Genomic DNA, 20,085 nt, shown 5'->3' on the forward strand with positions numbered 1-20,085 from the left:
GACAGTACGGTAAAAAACCGCCTGTCAGACCATCGCTGGCGCCGGTCGTTTGACATGGATCCAGGGTGGCCGGGGGACTGACTCGCAGGGTCACCAAGCTGGCTGCGAATGCAAGTACACGAACCTCAAGGGGTGACTAGACTCGGTAAACATAGGAAACACTCCATCATAAAAAAACCGAGGTTCCTTGCCGTGACTGTCGATCTTGTCCAATCGCCTCACAGTGTCAAACACCAGGTCAGTGCTGCCGAGTGGCAGACCCGCGTCGACCTGGCGGCCTGTTATCGCCTGGTCGCTCAACACGGCTGGGATGACCTGATCTTCACCCATATCTCCGCCAAGGTGCCCGGCACCGAAGACTTCCTGATCAATCCGTTCGGGTTGATGTTTCATGAAATTACCGCGTCGAACCTGGTCAAGGTGGATCAGGCCGGCAACAAGCTGATGGACAGTCCTTACGAGATCAATCCGGCGGGTTACACCATCCACAGCGCCGTGCATGAAGTTCGTCACGATGTCGTCTGCGTGCTCCACACCCACACGGCTTCAGGGGTGGCGGTGTCGGCACAGAAGCAGGGCGTTTTGCCGATCAGCCAACAGTCGTTGTTCGTGCTTTCCAGCCTGGCCTACCACGCCTACGAAGGCGTGGCGCTTAACCATGATGAGAAAGTGCGGCTGCAGGCCGACCTCGGTGAAAACAATTTCCTGATGCTGCATAACCACGGTCTGCTGACCTGCGGCAGCACCATCGCCGATACGTTCCTGATGATGTTCACCTTTGCGCGTGCCTGCGACATTCAGGTCATGGCGCAAAACGGTGCCGCTGAACTGATTGCCATCGAACCGCAGATTCTGGCTGGCGCCAAAGCCATGATCGCGGGTGTCACCCGAAGTGCTCAAGGCATGGGCGGAGCGCTGGCATGGCCGGCGCTGCTGCGCAAACTCGATAAACTGGACCCGGGCTATAAACTCTGATGGAACTCGCCGAGATCCCCCTGTGTGTCTGGCGCAAACGCAGCCAGACGTTCGTATTCCGTGATCAAAGCATCCGTTACTGGACAGCAGGGCAGGGTGAGCCGCTGTTGCTCATTCACGGCTTCCCGTCCGCCAGTTGGGACTGGCATTACTTGTGGCAGCCTTTGAGTCAGCGGTTTCGCGTGATCGCTTGCGACATGCTGGGCTTCGGCGATTCGGCCAAACCTGCGAATCACGAATACAGCCTGCTGGAGCAAGCGGATCTGCAACAGGCACTGCTTGAACACCTGAATGTCGAACAGCCGGTGCACCTGTTTGCCCACGATTACGGCGACAGCGTGGCCCAGGAACTGCTGGCCCGGCATTACGAGTCGCGGGTGGAACTGGCCAGTTGCGTGTTTCTCAATGGTGGTTTGTTTGCGGAAACCCATCGCCCGGTATTGATGCAAAAACTCTTGCTCAGCCCTTTGGGCTGGATGATTGGCCGCGCCTTCAGCCGTGATGGTCTGGTGAGAAGCTTCCGGCAGATTTTCGGTCCGCAAACCCGCCCCAGTGAAAGCCAGATGGATGACTTCTGGAGCCTGGTCGAAAGCCATCGCGGACCACGGATCATGCATAAATTGATCGCCTACATCCCGGAGCGACGCGTCTGGCGCAACCGCTGGGTGAGCGCGATGCAACGCGGTGAAGTGCCGCTGCGGGTGATCGATGGCGGGGTCGATCCGGTTTCCGGCGCGCACATGGTCGAGCGTTACCGGGAGCTGATCCCGGAGGCGGACACGGTGGTGTTGCCCGACATTGGCCACTACCCACAGATCGAGGCGCCCTGCGAGGTGCTCAAGCACTACCTGGCGTTTCGCGATCAACTGCTGTTGCCACCGCGCAAGGTGGCGTGTTCCTGATTCGCAGCGTTGAATCTGCTGTGCCTTTTTTGTGGTGAGGGGGCAAGCCCCCTCGCCACAGGGTCCATGTCCATTTCTCTATCAATCATCCCCCAGCCTTATCGCGCACTATTCAGCCTCCCCCGTGTTCATTGTGACCTGCCGCGCGGTGCCGGAAACTCGGACTCATTGTCCCCTGGCCTGCTGGAGTCCTCCATGAATGAGTCTGTGCGCTTCGAAGATAAAGTCGTGATCATCACCGGAGCCGGTGGCGGCCTGGGACGGGCGCATGCACTGCTGTTCGCCAAACAGGGCGCCAGGGTGCTGGTCAACGATCTTGGCGGCTCGGCCCAGGGTGAGGGCGCCAACGCCTCGGCCGCCGACCGCGTGGTGGCGGACATTCGCCAGGCGGGTGGCATCGCCGAGGCCAACCACGACTCGGTCACTGACGGTGACAAACTGGTCCAGCACGCCCTGGACGTCTTCGGTCGAGTCGACGTAGTGGTCAACAATGCCGGGATCTTGCGTGACAAGACCTTCCACAAAATGGATGACGCCGACTGGGACCTGGTTTACCGCGTCCACGTCGAAGGTGCCTACAAAGTCACCCGCGCCGCCTGGCCTCACATGCGCGAGCAAAACTACGGCCGGGTGATTTTCACCGCGTCGACCTCGGGCATCTATGGCAACTTCGGCCAGTCCAACTACGGCATGGCCAAGCTCGGTCTCTATGGCCTGACCCGCACCCTGGCCATCGAAGGCCGCAAGAACAACATCCTGGTCAACGCCATCGCCCCCACCGGCGGCACACGCATGACCGAAGGCCTGATCCCGCCGCAAGTCTTCGAACAGCTCAAGCCGGAACTGGTCAGCCCGCTAGTGGTGTACCTGGCCAGCGAGAACTGCCAGGAAACCTCCGGTCTGTTTGAAGTCGGCGGCGGCTGGATGGGCAAGGTCCGCTGGGAGCGCAGCCTCGGTGCCGGGTTCGATCCACGGACGGGTTTCTCCCCGGAAGACGTGGCGGCGCACTGGCAGCAGATTTGCGACTTCGAAGGCGCGGCGCATCCGAAAGACAACATCGAAGCGTTGAAGGAAATGATGGGGAATTTGCAGAGGTATACGCTCTGAAAGCGCCGGCAAGGTCACATTGACTGACCTTGCCGGTTGTTGCATTTGTCGGCTGGAAACCGCTTGTTACCGATCAGCCGGGAAAGTATTTGACTACCAGTGCCTTCAGATTGGCGGCTGTTTGCACGTCCATTTTTCCGTCGAAGTTGTCCGGGCGAAAATGCATCTGGAATGCCCGCACCAACTGTTGAAAGCCGCCGTCCGTTGACGCGCCCGAAACATCATATCCATAGGATTTGAACAACCCCAGCAATTCGCTTCGGGCTGGAACGCCCGAAGTGTTGTATTGGCGCAGATACTCATCTCGAGTGCTTTCATCGAACCAGGCGCCGACGCCTTTCAAGTACAGCGCCTGCCAGGGAAACATCGGCCCCGGGTCACTCTTGCGGCCGATCGAAACATCGGAGTGGCCCAAAACCTGCGTCGGTGTGATATCCGGGTAGCGCTTGAGGATGTTCAGCGCCAATTGTTCAATCGCAGCAATCTGCTCGGGGTGATACGGCGGGAAGGTGAATTCGCCTTTGTTGTCCGTCGCCAGGTTGACGACTTCAATGCCGATGGACGTGTCATTCAGATTGCTACGGTTACCCCACTGACTGACACCTGCGTGCCAGGCGCGACAGGTTTCATCCACCAGGCTGAAAACTTCCTGCACGGTATGGCCGGCTTTCAGGTAACTGGGGTCAGTGATATCTGGAATCAGATAGTGCGCGCTGACATACGGGCCGGTCAGGGCACTGACAGAACTTGAAAAGTTTGCGGCCGTGTAGTGAAGAACCAGAAAACGAATTCGACTGTTGAAACTTCTGATTGAGCGATACTGGTTGTAGTTGATGGGTTTCATAATTGCACTCGCATTAAGTAAGTTTGACGCCGGACGAAGATAAAAGTCGTGCGTCGACTTGCTGTTCAACTTAATGGCTCGAGTGCTTTTGGTGTTTACCTATGCTTGTAGGGGCTTTCTGAAAGAAATGTAGGTATTCGAAGTCTTGCCTGGATGGTCAGGGGTTACCGACTGGCGGCTGTTACTCATCAAAAAACCATCGCCCATAAAAAAGCGTGGGCACGCTCTCTTGTAGGAGCTGCGGTGCGGCGATGGTCGATAACGATAACGCGTGTGAACCGGATAAATGCGGTGTACTTGAGTCCCTCGCCAGCAAGCTGGCTCCTACAGTTTCCCGGGATTGCGTGAAGAACCATAAAAAAGGCCGCTGCAAACGCAGCGGCCAAGGTAAGACGTTGGATCAGGAGCTACAAATCAACGTCAGTGAACACGGGGCGATGAACCGAATCCTCAATTCATCTGAAGTCTTTCATCACGGCGCAGGCCGGCACATCGTGCCTGGAATGGTTTACCGTGACAGCCACGTAAGAATAAGCCCTTGGTGTCGTAGGAAAAATACCAATTACGGACATGCACTGTTGCAACCACGGCAACAGTCAGTATTGCGCTGCTCGTCCTCTGGGTGATGACCCTGTGTCAGTCATCCTTTAGAGGTACACCACGAATACCTCCTTGGTGCGCTTATCGACCCCGGTGCCCGGCAGTAGGGTGAGGCCTTCTGTCACTCACCGGGGAAGACGCATGACAAAAACAACAATGCGCGCCATCTTCACACCACAGGCGCTGGCGGCTGCGGTTGCATTGGGTTGCTGTGCCCAGGCGCAGGCCATTTCGTTCAACATTGGGGAAATCGAGGGGACGTTCGACTCCTCGCTGTCGGTCGGCGCGAGTTGGGGCGTGCGTGATGCGGATAACGCCCTGGTGGGCATTGTCAACGGCGGTTCCGGCCAGTCTTCGACCGGTGACGACGGGCGATTGAATTTCAAGAAGGGCGAAACCTTCTCGAAGATCTTCAAGGGCATTCACGACCTCGAGCTGAAGTACGGCGACACCGGTGCGTTTGTGCGTGGCAAGTACTGGTACGACTTTGAACTGAAGGATGAAAGCCGGCCGTTCAAGGACATCAGCGATCACAATCGCAAAGAAGGCGCCAAGTCTTCAGGCGGACAAATCCTCGACGCTTTCGTCTATCACAACTACTCCCTCGCCGATTTGCCGGGCACTGTGCGCGCCGGCAAGCAGGTGGTCAGTTGGGGCGAAAGCACTTTCATCGGCAACTCGATCAACAGCATCAACCCGGTCGACGTGTCCGCGTTCCGTCGACCGGGGGCCGAGATCAAGGAAGGCCTGATTCCGGTCAACATGCTGTTTGCCTCCCAGGGGCTGACGGACAAGTTGACGGTCGAAGGCTTCTATCAACTGGAATGGGATCAGACGGTTGTCGATAACTGCGGCACTTTCTTTGGCGTCGATGTAGTGGCGGACGGCTGCAACAAGGGCTACACCGTCGCCAGCCCGGCCATTGCACCGCTGCAGCCGATTGCTGCTGCCTTTGGCCAGGGCTTCAAAGTCAGCAAGGAGGGGGTGATCGTTCCCCGTGGTGGCGACCGCGATGCCCGGGACTCCGGGCAGTGGGGCACGGCATTGCGCTGGCTGGGGGACGACACCGAATACGGCCTGTACTTCATGAACTACCACAGCCGCAGCCCGAACGTCGGGACTACCACCGCCGGGCCCGGTACGCTGGCAAGCCTTCCGGGGATCGTTGCCGCCGCCAATCGCATCGCCCCCGGCAGTGGTTCGGGCCTGGCCCAAAGTGTGATGCTCGGTCGCGGCCAGTATTACCTCGAATATCCGGAGGACATCCGCCTCTACGGTGCGAGCTTCGCTACCACGTTATCCACCGGCACCGCGTGGAGCGGGGAAATCAGCTACCGCCCCAACCTCCCGGTGCAGGTCAACACCAATGACCTGACCCTGGCCATGCTCAATCCGATTGCAGGGGGGGCGGCATCGCCCATCGCCACTTCACCGGGGGCCGACAACAAAGGCTACCGCCGCAAGGAGGTGACTCAAATCCAGAGCACCCTGACGCATTTCATCGATCAGGTTGCGGGTGCGGATCGCCTGACCCTGGTGGGCGAGGCGGCGGTGGTTCGGGTCGGTGGGCTGGAGCCTCGCACCAAACTGCGCTACGGCCGCGACTCGGTGTTCGGTCAGTATGGTTTCGGCGGTGATACCAATGGCTTCGTGACCTCGACGTCGTGGGGTTATCGCGCCCGGGCCATCCTCGACTACAACAACCTCATCGCCGGGATCAATTTCAGACCCAACCTCTCGTGGTCCCACGACGTCGCAGGCTTTGGCCCCAACGGTCTGTTCAACGAAGGCGCCAAGGCCATCAGCCTCGGTGTCGACGCGGACTATCGCAACACCTACACCGCGAGCCTGAGTTACACCGACTTTTTCGGCGGGGACTACAACGTCCTCACTGACCGTGACTTCGTGGCGTTGAGCTTTGGTGTGAACTTCTGATCTGGCTGAAAAGGATGAATTCAATGCGCAAGATGATTCTGCAATTGGGCGCCGTTCTGACTCTGAGTCTGCTGGCTGCCAACGTGATGGCTGCGGTGTCGCCGCAAGAAGCTGGCAAGCTCGGCACCAGCCTTACACCGCTCGGTGCCGAGAAGGCCGGTAATGCCGATGGCTCGATTCCGGCCTGGACCGGCGGCATCCCGAAAAACGCTGGTGCGGTGGACAGCAAAGGTTTCCTGGCTGACCCGTTCGCCAACGAAAAGCCGTTGTTCGTGATCACCGCGGCGACCGTCGACAAGTACAAGGACACGCTCTCCGACGGCCAGATCGCAATGTTCAAGCGCTATCCCGAGACCTACAAAATTCCGGTCTACCCGAGCCATCGCACCGTGGCGTTACCGGCGGAAATCTATGAGTCGGCCAAACGCAGCGCTCTGAACGTAACACCGATCAACGACGGTAACGGTCTGGCCAATTTCACCGGCAATCGCTACTACGCGTTCCCGATTCCGAAGAATGGTGTGGAGGTGATCTGGAACCACGTCACTCGTTACCACGGCGGCAATCTGCGGCGCACCGTCACCCAGGCGACACCGCAGTCCAATGGCGATTTCACCGTGATCCGCTTCAAGGACGAGGTCGCCGTGCCTTCGTTGCTCGGCGATCTGAAACCGGGCGCCGATGAAAACGTCCTCAACTACTTCAAGCAGGAAGTGACCGCCCCGGCCCGGCTGGCGGGTAACGTGTTGCTGGTTCACGAGACCCTCGACCAGGTCCGGGAACCGCGCAAGGCCTGGATCTACAATGCTGGCCAGCGGCGGGTACGGCGTGCGCCGCAGGTGGCCTATGACGGCGTCGGCACCTCGTCCGATGGCCTGCGCACCACCGACAATTTCGACATGTTTTCCGGCGCACCGGATCGCTACGACTGGAAACTGGTCGGCAAGAAGGAGATGTACATCCCCTACAACAGCTACAAGCTCGACTCGCCAGATCTCAAGTACACCGATGTGATCAAGGCCGGGCACATCAATCAGGACCTGACCCGCTATGAGCTGCACCGGGTCTGGGAAGTCGTCGCCACGGTCAAGCCGAACGAGCGGCACGTGTACGCCAAGCGCCACATGTACATCGACGAAGACAGCTGGCAAGTGGCGCTGGCCGACCACTACGACGGGCGTGGTCAGCTCTGGCGCGTCGCCGAAGGGCATGCCCAGTTCTACTACGATCACCAGGTGCCGGCCTACACCGTCGAAGCGCTGTATGACCTGATCGCCGGTCGCTATATTGCCCTGGGAATGAAGAACGAAGAGAAGCGCAGCTTCGAGTTCAACATCGATGCAAAAGCGGGGGACTACACGCCGGCAGCTTTGCGTAGTACAGGGGTTCGGTAGGTTTCCTACAGTCTCCTGCACAAAAAGGTGACTTCACGGTCACCTTTTTTATAGGGGGGGATCAGTGTGTTGAATACTTCTTCAACAAGCGCTCGGGAGAGGTCTAGGGTGGCGCCAGAATTATAAAAAAGGCGCATCACTATGACTGTAATGACGCACTGTCTGGACCGCCCCGGTTTCCTGCCCCGACTGTCGTCCCATCATCTGTCCCGCGAGCGGTTGATCGAGCCCATGCTGGTCTCGACTGCGCGGGTGAAGTTGCTCTGCGCACCGGCCGGTAGTGGCAAGAGCGCGTTGCTCAGCGAATGCCTGATGCGTGCACCCCAGAACTATCGGGTCTGTTGGCTGCCGCTTGCGGGGACTTCGTTGAGTGCAGCCGATTTTCTGTTGCGCCTGGCGCAAGCGTTGGGGTTGCCCTCGGCGGATGAGCCAGGGCTGCTGGCGCATCTGGCGCGATTGCAGACGCCCACCTGGCTGTTTCTCGACGATTTCTGCCGCGCACCCAACCCGGAACTCGACCGGATGCTCGATCGCCTGTTGGCCGTCGCCAGCCCGATGCTGACCTGGTGGCTGAGCTCCCGTCGACGACCCTCCTGCAACTGGCCGCGGCTGCTGCTGGATGATGAGTTGTACGAGTGCGAAGGCCGGACGCTGGCATTTACCGAGGCCGAAGTCGGGCAGTTGCTCAGTCATGTCGAACCGACCCTGGCGGCACAAACCGCCAAAAGGGTAGTTGAGCGCAGCGGTGGCTGGTGCGCTGGCGTGCGGATCGCGTTGCTCAATGGTTGTCCGTGGTCGGGTGAGCAGGGGCGTTCGGCGACGCTGCGCGATTATCTGCAGCATGAGTTGTTCAACACCTTGCCGCCGGAATTGGTCGAGGTCTGGCAAGTGTTGGTTCATCTGCCACGCTTCAACGCCAGCCTGTGCGAGCATCTTTTCGGTACGGGTGAGGGCGCCCAGTGGCTGCATGTGTTGCAGGAAATGGGTTGCTTCATTGAGCCCTGGGAAGACTCCGTCGAGTGGTTGCGGATCTTTGAGCCATTAGCCCGGGCGATGCGTGAAGAGCCGACCCCGGCCGGGCGATCCTGGCATCGCCGCGCGTGCCAATGGTTCAGCACCGAAGAAGACTGGCAAGGTGCGTTCGAGCAGGCTCTGTTGGCGCAGGAGTTCGAAGTTGCGGTCAGCCTGCTGCAGCACTTCAGCCTCGAACATTTGTTCCTGCGCGAAAATGCCTGTCTGTTGTTGAATCTACACGAGCGTCAGCAGGCTGAGCTGACCCTCGTTACACCGCAATTGGTGGGACTGGTTAGCGCGGCATTGTTGTTTGCCGGGCGCTTCGATCATGCCGCCGCGTGCATCGAGCAATTGGCACGATTTGCCCCACAGCCTACGCAGGCGCTGCAACGGCAACTGCTGGCACGCTGGCAGGCACAACAGGGCTGGTTGCTGCATTTGCAAGGTCGCATGGGGGCGGCCCGCGCGCACTTTCTCGACGCGCTGGCCGAGTTGAGCGTCGATGCCTGGCCGGTGCGATTGTTGTGCTTGTCGGGTTTGACCCAGCAGGCCTTGCTCAACGCCGAACTCGATGCGGCGCAGACGTTCAATCGTGAGGCGCTGTGTCTGGCGCGCGCCCAAGGCTCGCTATTGTTCGAAGGGCTGCTTGAACTCGATCACGCGCAGTTGCTGGAGATGCGCGGAGCGCCCCGGCGCGCCGAGAGCTTGTTGGCTGAGGTTTTTGCCTTGTTGTCCCGACAGGCTGATCGACCGACGCCGTTATTGGGGCGAATTGCCTTGCGGCGAGGACGGTTGGCCCTCTGTCAGGGACAAGATGAGTTGGCCGCCGGTTTCTTCCAGTCCGGCCTGGAAGACTGCCTGCAAAGCCAGGACAAGCACGCGCTGTATGGCTTTCTCGGGCAAGCGCAGATGGCCGCCAATCAGCGCGATTACGCCCTTGCGTTTGATCGTTTGCGCGAAGCCGAACGCGTGATGCAGCAGCGGCAGATTCCCGATACGGTGTATCGCGGGGTGCTGCTGCAAGTCAGCAGCCATTTCTGGTTGCAGCAAGGGCGACCGGAGTTGGCCTGTGAAGCGCTGACCCGTGTCTTGCGTCACTATCGCGGGCCTCGCGCACGCCACGCGCCACCGGCCACGCTTCAGCTGATTGCCCGTATCGAGTACCAATTGGTGTTGGCGCAGATGCATTTGCAACAGACGCAAAAGCCGCTGGATCGGCTGCAAGCGTTGCTCGATCACGCGCAACGGCATGCCATGCTGGCGCTGGAAACGGAATTGCATTTGGTGATCAGCGAAGTGGCGGACCTGACCGCTGAGCCCAGGCTGGCCAAGGCGGCTTTGGAGGCGGGCCTGGCGCTGGTGGAGCGCTGTAATGGGCAACAGGCGTTGCGTGAACTGGGGCTGCGCCAGCCGAACTTGCTCAGCCGTTTGCGTGGGGAAGAGTCGGTGACGGCCATGCTCGCCGATGTCAGCCCGCTGAGTACCCGGGAGATTGAGGTGCTGGGTCTCATTGCCCAAGGCGGTTCCAATCAGCAAATTGCCGAGCGACTGTTCATCTCCTTGCATACGGTGAAAACCCACGCACGGAGAATCCACAGTAAATTGGGGGTTGAGCGTCGGACGCAAGCCGTGGCGATGGGCAAGAAGCTGGGGCTGATCCTGCCCGTCTGATCAGCGCCGTTGCGTTCAGGTTGTCAATGCGTCTGGCTGGTAGCCCATGCGCCAACTCACTGCTCGTGTGGCAGACAGCAAACGCTGCGCCGCGGGACCGTTTTCATCGGCATGGAACAGCGAGGTCGGCCCGACCACGGTCAGTACTGCCGCAATCTTGCCCATGGCGTTGAATACCGGTGCCGACAAGGCATCCACACCGGGCATCAACAATCCATGCACATGATGCAGGCCCCGTTGGCGGATCTGTTCGCACATCGTCGTGTACGCCTGATCGTCCGCCAAACTGTGGGTGGCGCTGCCCTGCAATTCCTGGTCGCGCAGGTCCACGGTTTCACGCCTGGGCAGGTAGGCGCCAAATACCAGTCCCGTCGAAGAACTGAGCAATGGCAACACCGAGCCCAGTTGTGTCACCACCGTCACCGCACGCACCGCCGGTTCGATATGCACCACGGTCGCGCCCTGGTTACCCCATACCGCCAGAAAACAGGTTTCGTTCAAGTCGTCACGCAACTCGGCCAAGGGCAGGGCGGCGACTTTCAGCACGTCCATACTGTTGAGTGCCGCCAACCCTACGCGCAAGGCTTCGCGGCCCAGGCCGTAATGGTTGGTGGCGGCGTTCTGTTCGGCAAAACCGCTGGCGATCAAGGCCTGCAAATAGCGGTGAACCTTGCTCGCCGGCATCTGCACGTGTTCAGCCAGGCGCGACAGCGAAGTCGAGGGCGACAACTCGGCCAGAGCCTTGAGGATGTCGGTGCCAACCTCGGCCGAGCGGACTTTCTGTTTGCCGTTGCTGTCGCTGGTAGGTTTTTCCATGGTGGCGGTTTGATCCTGTAACGAATGGGCGTCTTTATAGCTTGACGGTCAATACCAATCAAATTACGTTATGCGTAATCTAATTACGATAAAAATAACCAAGGCAGGCCAGTCACTCTTCCAAAGGGTGACCGGCATTGCCGACTCCCTGTTCAGGAGGCTCCATGAACCCCGATTCAACGACGCCAGCGCTGGCCTACCTGTCAGGCTTCGGTAACGAATTCAGCAGCGAAGCGTTGCCCGGCGCACTGCCCGCCGGCCAGAACTCCCCGCAAAAAGCCCCGTACGGCCTCTACACCGAACTGTTCTCCGGCACGGCGTTCACCATGCCGCGCAGCGAGGCGCGGCGCACCTGGATGTACCGCATTCAGCCGTCGGCCAATCACCCGGCATTCGTCAAGCTTGACCGGCAACTGGCCGGCGGTCCGCTGGGTGACGTGACCCCCAATCGCCTGCGCTGGAACCCGTTGGAGATTCCCGCAGAGCCGACCGATTTCATCGACGGTCTGGTGAGCATGGCGGCCAACTCGGGCGCGGAAAAACCGGCCGGGATCAGCATCTACAACTACTGCGCCAACCGTTCCATGGAGCGTGTGTTCTTCAACGCCGACGGCGAGATGTTGCTGGTGCCTGAACTGGGGCGCCTGCGCATTGCCACCGAACTCGGTGTGCTTGAACTGGAGCCGCTGGAAATTGCCGTACTGCCACGTGGTCTTAAATTCCGCATCGAACTGCTCGACCCGCAAGCCCGCGGCTACGTCGCCGAAAACCATGGTGCGCCGCTGCGTCTGCCGGACCTGGGGCCGATTGGCAGCAATGGCCTGGCCAATCCACGGGACTTCCTGACCCCGGTGGCGGCCTACGAAAACCTGCAACAACCCACCACCCTGGTGCAGAAATTCCTCGGCCAGTTGTGGGCGTGCGAACTCAATCATTCACCGCTCAACGTGGTCGCCTGGCACGGTAATAACGTGCCGTACAAATATGACCTGCGCTGTTTCAACACCATCGGCACCGTCAGTTTCGATCACCCTGATCCGTCGATCTTCACGGTATTGACCTCGCCAACCAGCGTCCACGGCCTGGCCAACCTCGACTTCGTGATCTTCCCGCCGCGCTGGATGGTGGCCGAGAAAACCTTCCGTCCGCCATGGTTCCATCGCAACCTGATGAACGAATTCATGGGTTTGATCCAGGGCGAATACGACGCCAAGGCTGAAGGTTTTGTGCCCGGTGGTGCTTCGTTGCACAGCTGTATGAGTGCCCACGGTCCCGACGGTGAGACTTGCACCAAAGCGATCAACGCTGACCTCAAGCCGGCGAAAATCGAAAACACCATGGCGTTCATGTTCGAGACCAGCCAGGTGTTGCGCCCAAGCCGTTTCGCCCTCGATTGTCCACAACTGCAAAACACTTACGATGCCTGCTGGGCTACGCTGCCCGCCACTTTCGACCCGACCCGGAGATAACCCATGACGCAGACTTCCATCACTCGCAGCTGGGTTGCATCCGCCAACGGCCATGCTGATTTCCCCCTGCAAAACCTACCGCTGGGCGTATTCAGCCTCAAAGGCTCGGCACCGCGCAGTGGCGTGGCCATCGGCGAGCATATCTTTGATCTGCAAGCGGCCCTGGAGGCGGGGTTGTTCGATGGCGCTGCGAAAACAGCGGTCGAAGCAACCTGTGGCGGCCAGCTGAATGCGTTCTTCGAACTGGGCCGCGAGGCTCGCGTCGCGTTGCGCGAGCGTTTGCTGGAACTGTTCGCCGAGGGCAGCACCCTGCACGGCAAGATCGAAGCCCAGGGCGCAAAACTGCTGCCTCTGGCGGTGGATTGCGAAATGCACCTGCCGGCGAAAATCAACGATTACACCGATTTCTACGTCGGCATCGAGCACGCGCAGAACGTCGGCAAACTGTTCCGTCCCGACAACCCGCTGCTGCCGAACTACAAGTACGTGCCAATCGGCTACCACGGTCGCGCGTCGACCATTCGCCCATCCGGTACCGACGTCCGCCGCCCGAAAGGCCAGACGTTGCCGGCCGGTCAAACCGAGCCAACCTTTGGCCCTTGCGCGCGCCTGGACTACGAGCTGGAACTGGGCATCTGGATCGGTCAGGGCAACGACATGGGCGACTCGATTGCCATTGGCGACGCCGCCGATCACATCGCCGGTTTCTGCCTGCTCAACGACTGGTCGGCACGGGACATCCAGGCCTGGGAATACCAGCCGCTGGGGCCGTTCCTGTCGAAGAGCTTCATCACCAGCATCTCGCCGTGGGTCGTCACCGCCGAAGCACTGGAACCATTCCGTCGCGCCCAGCCTGCGCGTCCGCAGGGCGATCCGCAGCCGCTGCCGTACTTGCTCGACAAGCGCGATCAGGCCGCTGGCGCGTTCGACATCGAACTGGAAGTGCTGCTGCTCACCGAGGCCATGCGAGAGCAGAACCTGCCGGCCCATCGCCTGACCCTGAGCAACACCCAGCACATGTACTGGACCGTGGCGCAAATGGTCGCGCACCACAGCGTCAACGGTTGCCAACTGCAGGCCGGTGATCTGTTCGGTTCGGGCACGTTGTCGGGTCCTGAGAACGGTCAGTTCGGCAGCCTGCTGGAAATTACCGAGGGTGGTAAAAAACCGATCGAGCTGGCGTCGGGCGAGGTGCGTAAATTCCTCGAAGACGGCGACGAAATCATCCTGCGCGGACGTTGCCGTCGTGACGGTTTTGCGTCCATTGGCTTTGGCGAATGCCGCGGCAAAGTGCTGCCGGCACGCTGAGAGGAGCGGGGCATGGAACTCTATACCTACTACCGTTCGACGTCTTCGTACCGGGTGCGTATCGCTTTGGCGCTCAAGGGCCTGGATTATCAATCCTTGCCAGTCAACCTGATCGCACCGCAGGGTGGTGAGCATCGGCAGCCACCTTATCTGGGTATCAACCCGCAGGGGCGCGTGCCGGCCTTGCGCACGGATGAAGGCGAACTGCTGATCCAGTCTCCTGCGATCATCGAATACCTGGAGGAGCGTTATCCACAGGTGCCACTGCTGTCCAGGGACCTGACTGCCCGTGCTCACGAACGCGGCGTGGCGGCAGTGATTGGTTGCGATGTGCACCCATTGCATAACGTCAGCGTGCTCAATCGGCTGCGCCAGTCGGGCCACGACGAACCGCAGGTGGTGGAGTGGATCGGCCACTGGATCGGCCAAGGGTTGGCCACGGTTGAGCAGTTGATTGGTGATGACGGTTACTGCTTCGGCCCCGAGCCTGGGTTGGCGGACGTCTACTTGATCCCGCAGCTGTACGCGGCCGAGCGTTTCAATGTTTCTCTTGAAGCTTACCCGCGAATCCGGCGAGTGGCGGCATTGGCCGCGACGCACCCGGCGTTCATCAAGGCGCATCCGGCGAACCAGCCAGATACGCCTTGACGCCTCACACCGTCCCAATGTGGGAGCGACGGTGCGGCGGTCCGACCTGCTCGCGATAGCGGTATGTCAGTCACATTGATTTGACTGACACCCTCTCTTCGCGAGCAGGCTCGCTCCCACAATGATTTGTGATCAGTGAACGATGGCGTTCGGCGGCAAATGTCCCAACCGTTCCGTCAGGCGAATCCGCTGGATCGGATCGTCGCTGAGCAGCAGCGCGTGCTCCAGGTCAAAACGCTCGGCGTTCGGGCAGTCCAGCCGCTGGTACAGGCTGGCCCGGGCCAGATAGTCGGAGGCACTGGCGTCGCCCAGTTCCAGGACGCGATCGGCGTCGATCAAGGCATTGATGAAATCGTCGTGGGACAGGTACAACTGGCGCAGGTTGCGCGACAGCCGTTGCAGCATCTGCACCGGCTCGGCGGTTACCAGGTGCTCGGCGCTGAGCTTCATGTTCGGGCCGTACTGGCGCTGTAACAACTCCCGACAATCGTTTGGATAAAGACGACGACCGCCGCAGGGATCGAGCAAATGATCGGCACCCGGCACCCGCAGTAGGAAATGCCCGGGGAAGTTGACCCCGACCAGGGGGATTTCCAGGCCCCTGGCCAACTCCAGCGCAATCAGCCCCAGCGTCAAGGGTTGCCCTCTTCGGCGTTCCAGTACCTTGTCCAACAGGGCCACTTGCGGGCGCAACGGCGTGAAATCGTCCTGGGCAAAGCCAAGGTCGTTCATGCGCCGCAGCAGCGGCTGGGCCAGTTCACTGACCGGCAGCATCGGCAAGCCGCCACTGACCCGTTGCTGCAACACCTGGAAATCGGCCAGCAGTGCTTGTGGCTCCACCTCGCTGTCGTGCTCGACCGCAATCCACAGTGCCGCCTCGAACAGCGCGGGCGGTGAACGTTGCAGGCAGGCGAAAAACGATTGGCGCGGGGTCATCAAAATCTCCGGGCAATGCCTCGTTTTAGCCCCCTCTCTGGCGTTCGTCCAGTGCCGTACAAGGTCGGATGCAGGTTATTTCCTAAAGCTTGGATCGTGAACGTGCTTATTCCGGTGCGCTTCTGCAATTTTTGGGCGCAAGCCTATACTGGCGTCTACAAGAAGTGATTCGGGAGCCTTACGATGTTCGCTCTCATGCAAAGCACCCGCCTTGAATCGCTGCATCTGAGCGTCGACTCGGTCACCGGGTTGAAGGCGGTCATTGCCATTCATAACAGCCGGCTGGGGCCTGCCCTGGGTGGTTGTCGTTACCTTGCCTACCCCAGCGACGAATCAGCGATCGAGGATGCCGTGCGCCTGGCCCAGGGCATGAGCTACAAGGCTGCGCTGGCCGGGCTGGCGCAGGGGGGAGGTGTGGCAGTCATTGTCCGCCCGGCCCATGTTGCAAACCGCAGCGCGCTGTTCGAAGCCTTCGGGCGCTGCATCAATCAGCTTGATGGTCGCTACATCACCGCCATCGACAGCGGCACTTCGGTAGCGGACATGGATTGCATCGCCCAACATACCCAGTACGTCACCAGCACCACGTCGGCGGGAGACCCGGCGCCCCATGCGGCGATGGGCGTATTCGCCGGCATTCGCGCCACTGCCATGGCGCGGTTGGGTAGCGATAATCTCGAAGGTTTGCGCGTAGCGATTCAAGGCTTGGGCAATGTCGGCTATGCCCTGGCGGAGCAGTTGCACGCCGCCGGTGCTGAACTTCTGGTCAGCGATATCGATCACGGCAAGGTGCAATTGGCCATGGAGCAACTCGGTGCGCACCCGATCGCCAACGAAGCGCTGCTTAGCACACCTTGCGATATCCTCGCGCCCTGCGGCCTGGGCGGTGTACTCAACAGCCATACCGTGACGCAATTGCGCTGCTCGGCGGTGGCCGGTTCGGCGAACAATCAGCTGACGCATCTGGACGTCGCCGACCAACTGGAGCGCCGTGGCATCCTGTATGCGCCGGATTACGTGATCAACGCTGGCGGGCTGATTTACGTGTCGCTCAAGCACCGCGGCGAACAACTGTCGACCATCACCGCGCACCTGTCGAAAATCAGCTCGCGCCTGACTGAAGTGTTCGCCCACGCCCAGGCGGAAAAGCGCTCTCCCGCACGGGTGGCCGATGAGTTGGCGGAGAAAGTGTTGTACCGATAGAAGCTCGGGCGATCTTTTTTATACCGGGCATGAAAAAGGCCCTGGGTCATTCGACTCAGGGCCTGTTCAATTCGGGCTGTGCCTACTTGGCGGCTTTGGGGGCCTTGGCAGGCTTGGCCGGGGCGATCGGCTCAGCGGCTTCAACGACCTCGAGCGCTGCGACAGGTTCTACGACTTCAACCGGTGCACTGAGCAATTCGGACAGAGCGTCCGGCTGGCTCTTGAACGCCTTGGCGAACACGTCGCGATTCTTCGCCATGTAGATCCCGGCTTCTTCCACTTGCTGCTCGGTCAGGGACGGAACGGCTTTTTGCAATACTTCAGCCAGCAATTCGGCCAGCTCGAGCATTTTGTCATGACGGTCAGCTTCGGCTTTATCCATGAACAAGCGCTCCAGATCTCGGCTGCTGCGGTATACCACTTCGACGGCCATTCACCACCTCACATGCCTTCACATTGGTTGTCGATTTCGACTACTGTATTTTTATACAGCTAAAAGGATAAGCGAATCCCTGTCTTTTGGGTAGTGGCTTTTTAATGTAGACCGGATATCCGGATTTGCATTGTTCCCTGTGGGAGCAGGCTTGGTCCGGGCGGCGTTCCGACGAAGAGGCCGGTGAAATTGCCACAAAAGTGTCCAGCAGCAGACCATCCTCATCTCACTCAACAGCCTCTGGCCTTTTTTCTGCATGCAGAAAAACCGTCACGTCCAACCCGCATCATCCGGTCGAGCCGACCTAAGGAAGCAGCATCGTGAAAATCAACTGGGCCGAAAAACTGCGGCAGAACGTGCATGGACTGGCCGAGTCCCTGGGCAATCTGTTCGTCGAAACCTTCCACTACCTGGCGCTGTTCGCCATTGGTGCGGTGACCGCGTGGGCGGCGGTGATGGAATTCCTTGGGATGATCGAAGAGGGGCACATCAAGATCGATGACATCTTGCTGCTGTTCATCTATCTGGAACTGGGAGCGATGGTCGGGATTTACTTCAAGACCAATCACATGCCGGTGCGCTTCCTGATTTACGTGGCGATCACCGCGCTGACGCGGCTGCTGATCTCCAACGTTTCGCACCACAACCCGCCGGACCTGGGGATCATCTACCTGTGCGGCGGGATTCTGCTGCTGGCGTTTGCGATTCTGGTGGTGCGTTACGCTTCGTCGCAATTTCCTTCGGTGAAGATCGAGAACCCACACCGCAAGTCAGGTGTGGGCTCCAGTGAGCATCCGGAAGTAGAAAAGGGCGAGCTTTAAAGCCCCATGGCGGGTCGGGGCCGCCCTTTGGCTGGTGGCGGCAAGTTGCGTGTGCCGCCATCGGTCATGGATTCGAGGATGGCCACGGCACTGTCGCCTTGTTCGATTGCAATGCCGAATTGAATGCTTTGAACCAGACGCTTGAGACGCTGGGGGTCATTGCGTTGTTCGGCGCTGATCATGCGTTTGGCCACCACGCGGCCACTGTTGGAAAGCGTCAGCATGATGCTGCCGTCCAGGCCCTGAATGCTCAGGTTGATCTGGTAATCCGCTGCAAAGGCATCGGTAATGAGCTGGAAAGGGTTGTCCATGATGCGTCACCGCCTGATTGAACGTGCAGTTGTTGACCGGCCGTGATCGGGTTGGTTCGCAATGCCTGACCACCGGCCATCTCGCCATCATTGTTCCAGCAAGGATGTAGCAAGGGGCATGCCGACAAAATTGTTGGACAGAAAACACATTCTGTAGGAGCGAGCCTGCTCGCGATGGTCGTGAACGATAACGCGTAAAACCAGATGGTTTGCGGCGCCTGAGGGTTTTTCGCGAGCAAGCTCGCTCCTACAGGGGCCGCGTTTTCTGCACGTTTCAGGGCAATAAACCTCGACGTGCCTCCAAAGCGATCAACATTCCACCCAGTTCACCGCCAGTCCGCCCCGCGACGTCTCTTTGTATTTGTCGTGCATGTCGGCGCCGGTGTCGCGCATGGTGCGAATCACCCGGTCCAGGGAAATGAAGTGCTGGCCGTCGCCACGCAGGGCCATTTGTGTGGCGTTGATGGCTTTCACTGCGGCGATTGCGTTGCGCTCGATGCACGGCACTTGCACCAGTCCGCCAACCGGGTCGCAGGTGAGGCCGAGGTTGTGTTCCAGACCGATTTCGGCGGCGTTTTCCAGCTGCTCCGGGGTCGCACCCAGTACCTCTGCAAGGCCCGCGGCAGCCATGGCGCAGGCGGAGCCGACTTCACCCTGGCAGCCGACTTCGGCCCCGGAGATCGAAGCGTTTTTCTTGCACAGGATGCCGACGGCCGCTGCACCCAGGAAGAACGCGACTACGTCATCGTCAGACGCATCGGCATTGAATTTCATGTAGTAGTGCAGCACCGCCGGAATGATCCCCGCCGCGCCGTTGGTCGGCGCCGTGACCATGCGCCCGCCGGCTGCGTTTTCTTCGTTCACGGCAAGGGCATACAGGTTGACCCATTCCATTGCCGACAAAGTGGATGTAATGACATTCGGCTTGCCGATTTCCTGCAGGCTGCGATGCAGTTTCGCCGCTCGGCGTGGAACATTCAGACCGCCGGGCAGGACACCTTCGTGGCGCAAGCCTTGCTCGACGCATTCACGCATCACCGACCAGATATTCAGCAAGCCCTGGCGGATCTCGGCATCACCGCGCCATGCCCGTTCGTTGGCCATCATCAGTTCGCTCACCCGCAGCCCGTGCTCGTTGCACAGTTTGAGCAGTTCGGCGGCGCTGGAGAAATCGTAAGGCAGCACCACATCGCCAGCCGGTGCGATACCGGATTCGGCTTCGGCCGCTTCAATGATGAAACCACCGCCCACCGAATAGTAGGTCTGCTCGAACAGTTCACCGGATTCACCGAAGGCTGTCAGGGACATGGCATTGGGGTGGTAGGGCAGGCTCTCGTTTAGCAGCAGGAGATCGCGTTGCCAGTCGAAGGCAATTTGCGCAACGCCTGCCAGGCACAGTTTGCCGGTTTCGCGCAGGGTGTGAATGCGGCTGTCGATGGTGGTGGGATCAATGCGGTCGGGCCATTCGCCCATCAGGCCCATGACGCAGGCGCGGTCCGTTGCGTGGCCGACGCCGGTCGCTGAAAGAGAGCCGTAGAGACGAATTTCCACGCGACGCACATCAGCCAGAAAACCCTGATCGACCAGTGCCTGGGCAAAGGTTGCGGCGGCGCGCATCGGACCGACGGTATGGGAGCTGGACGGGCCGATGCCGACTTTGAAAAGATCGAAAACACTGATAGCCATGCTAAAGCCTGT

The 20,085-nt window shown here is 59.9% G+C and carries 16 protein-coding genes and 1 pseudogene; 11 read left to right on the plus strand and 6 right to left on the minus strand.

Annotation, left to right across the window (positions count from 1 at the left end):
- Positions 1-192: 192 nt before the first annotated feature.
- The 3 genes from KGA83_RS28215 to KGA83_RS28225 all read left to right on the plus strand — a co-directional run bounded on the left by KGA83_RS28215 (position 193) and on the right by KGA83_RS28225 (position 2,984).
- Positions 193-975 (plus strand): class II aldolase/adducin family protein, encoded by a 783-nt coding sequence (locus tag KGA83_RS28215; protein WP_223531394.1) that lies wholly within the window; start codon positions 193-195, stop codon positions 973-975.
- Positions 975-1,877: an alpha/beta fold hydrolase gene (locus KGA83_RS28220; RefSeq protein WP_108218239.1), complete on the plus strand. Its 903-nt coding sequence runs from the start codon at positions 975-977 to the stop codon at positions 1,875-1,877. The genes KGA83_RS28215 and KGA83_RS28220 overlap by 1 nt, the downstream gene beginning before the upstream one ends.
- A gap of 195 nt (positions 1,878-2,072) precedes the next feature.
- Positions 2,073-2,984 (plus strand): SDR family oxidoreductase, encoded by a 912-nt coding sequence (locus KGA83_RS28225; protein ID WP_108218240.1) that lies wholly within the window; start codon positions 2,073-2,075, stop codon positions 2,982-2,984.
- A 73-nt stretch (positions 2,985-3,057) separates the two neighbouring features.
- Here KGA83_RS28225 and KGA83_RS28230 read toward each other — a convergent pair whose 3' ends face one another.
- Positions 3,058-3,828 (minus strand): N-acetylmuramoyl-L-alanine amidase, encoded by a 771-nt coding sequence (locus KGA83_RS28230; protein ID WP_108218241.1) that lies wholly within the window; start codon positions 3,826-3,828, stop codon positions 3,058-3,060.
- A gap of 741 nt (positions 3,829-4,569) precedes the next feature.
- Here KGA83_RS28230 and KGA83_RS28235 point away from each other — a divergent pair.
- The 3 genes from KGA83_RS28235 to KGA83_RS28245 all read left to right on the plus strand — a co-directional run bounded on the left by KGA83_RS28235 (position 4,570) and on the right by KGA83_RS28245 (position 10,442).
- On the plus strand, positions 4,570-6,363 hold the full coding sequence (locus KGA83_RS28235; protein WP_108218243.1) for a DUF1302 domain-containing protein: 1,794 nt from the start codon (positions 4,570-4,572) through the stop codon (positions 6,361-6,363).
- Between the two features lie 23 nt (positions 6,364-6,386).
- The gene (locus KGA83_RS28240; protein ID WP_223531395.1) at positions 6,387-7,757 is read left to right on the plus strand and encodes a DUF1329 domain-containing protein; all 1,371 of its coding nucleotides are present in this window, start codon (positions 6,387-6,389) and stop codon (positions 7,755-7,757) included.
- A gap of 141 nt (positions 7,758-7,898) precedes the next feature.
- The gene (locus tag KGA83_RS28245) at positions 7,899-10,442 is read left to right on the plus strand and encodes a LuxR C-terminal-related transcriptional regulator (RefSeq protein ID WP_223531396.1); all 2,544 of its coding nucleotides are present in this window, start codon (positions 7,899-7,901) and stop codon (positions 10,440-10,442) included.
- 15 nt (positions 10,443-10,457) lie between these two features.
- Here the strand turns inward: KGA83_RS28245 and KGA83_RS28250 are convergent, their stop codons facing one another.
- Positions 10,458-11,258 (minus strand): IclR family transcriptional regulator, encoded by an 801-nt coding sequence (locus tag KGA83_RS28250; RefSeq protein WP_108218246.1) that lies wholly within the window; start codon positions 11,256-11,258, stop codon positions 10,458-10,460.
- 164 nt (positions 11,259-11,422) lie between these two features.
- Between KGA83_RS28250 and hmgA the strand changes: the two genes are divergently transcribed.
- From hmgA to maiA, 3 genes are read left to right on the plus strand one after another with little or no spacing between them, the layout of a single operon-like run.
- Positions 11,423-12,727: a homogentisate 1,2-dioxygenase gene (gene hmgA, locus KGA83_RS28255; RefSeq protein WP_223531397.1), complete on the plus strand. Its 1,305-nt coding sequence runs from the start codon at positions 11,423-11,425 to the stop codon at positions 12,725-12,727.
- Between the two features lie 3 nt (positions 12,728-12,730).
- Positions 12,731-14,035, plus strand: a complete 1,305-nt coding sequence (fahA, locus tag KGA83_RS28260; protein ID WP_223531398.1) for a fumarylacetoacetase — start codon at positions 12,731-12,733, stop codon at positions 14,033-14,035.
- Positions 14,036-14,047: 12 nt separating this feature from the next.
- Entirely contained in the window at positions 14,048-14,683 is a 636-nt protein-coding gene (gene maiA, locus KGA83_RS28265) for a maleylacetoacetate isomerase (protein WP_108218249.1), read from the plus strand.
- Positions 14,684-14,815: 132 nt separating this feature from the next.
- Here maiA and KGA83_RS28270 read toward each other — a convergent pair whose 3' ends face one another.
- A complete protein-coding gene (locus KGA83_RS28270; RefSeq protein ID WP_108218250.1) occupies positions 14,816-15,619 on the minus strand; it encodes a SirB1 family protein in 804 nt (267 codons plus the stop codon).
- 183 nt (positions 15,620-15,802) lie between these two features.
- On the opposite strand from KGA83_RS28270, the gene KGA83_RS28275 reads away from it, so the two are divergent.
- The gene (locus KGA83_RS28275; RefSeq protein WP_108218251.1) at positions 15,803-16,822 is read left to right on the plus strand and encodes a Glu/Leu/Phe/Val dehydrogenase family protein; all 1,020 of its coding nucleotides are present in this window, start codon (positions 15,803-15,805) and stop codon (positions 16,820-16,822) included.
- Positions 16,823-17,015: 193 nt separating this feature from the next.
- Here KGA83_RS28275 and KGA83_RS28280 read toward each other — a convergent pair.
- Positions 17,016-17,255, minus strand: a pseudogene (locus tag KGA83_RS28280) (YebG family protein); the annotation flags it as partial.
- A gap of 320 nt (positions 17,256-17,575) precedes the next feature.
- Here KGA83_RS28280 and KGA83_RS28285 point away from each other — a divergent pair.
- Positions 17,576-18,076: a phosphate-starvation-inducible protein PsiE gene (locus KGA83_RS28285; protein ID WP_223531399.1), complete on the plus strand. Its 501-nt coding sequence runs from the start codon at positions 17,576-17,578 to the stop codon at positions 18,074-18,076.
- Here KGA83_RS28285 and KGA83_RS28290 read toward each other — a convergent pair.
- Together KGA83_RS28290 and KGA83_RS28295 are read right to left on the minus strand one after the other, a co-directional pair.
- Complete coding sequence (locus KGA83_RS28290) at positions 18,073-18,387, minus strand: DUF3509 domain-containing protein (RefSeq protein WP_223531400.1); 315 nt, start codon at positions 18,385-18,387, stop codon at positions 18,073-18,075. The two genes, KGA83_RS28285 and KGA83_RS28290, sit on opposite strands and share 4 nt — an antisense overlap.
- 309 nt (positions 18,388-18,696) lie before the next feature.
- Positions 18,697-20,073, minus strand: coding sequence for an L-serine ammonia-lyase (locus KGA83_RS28295; protein ID WP_223531401.1), 1,377 nt, complete (start codon positions 20,071-20,073; stop codon positions 18,697-18,699).
- Positions 20,074-20,085 lie beyond the last annotated feature (12 nt).

This window comes from Pseudomonas sp. GL-R-19, assembly GCF_019956375.1.
In the GTDB taxonomy this organism is placed as follows: Bacteria; Pseudomonadota; Gammaproteobacteria; order Pseudomonadales; family Pseudomonadaceae; genus Aquipseudomonas.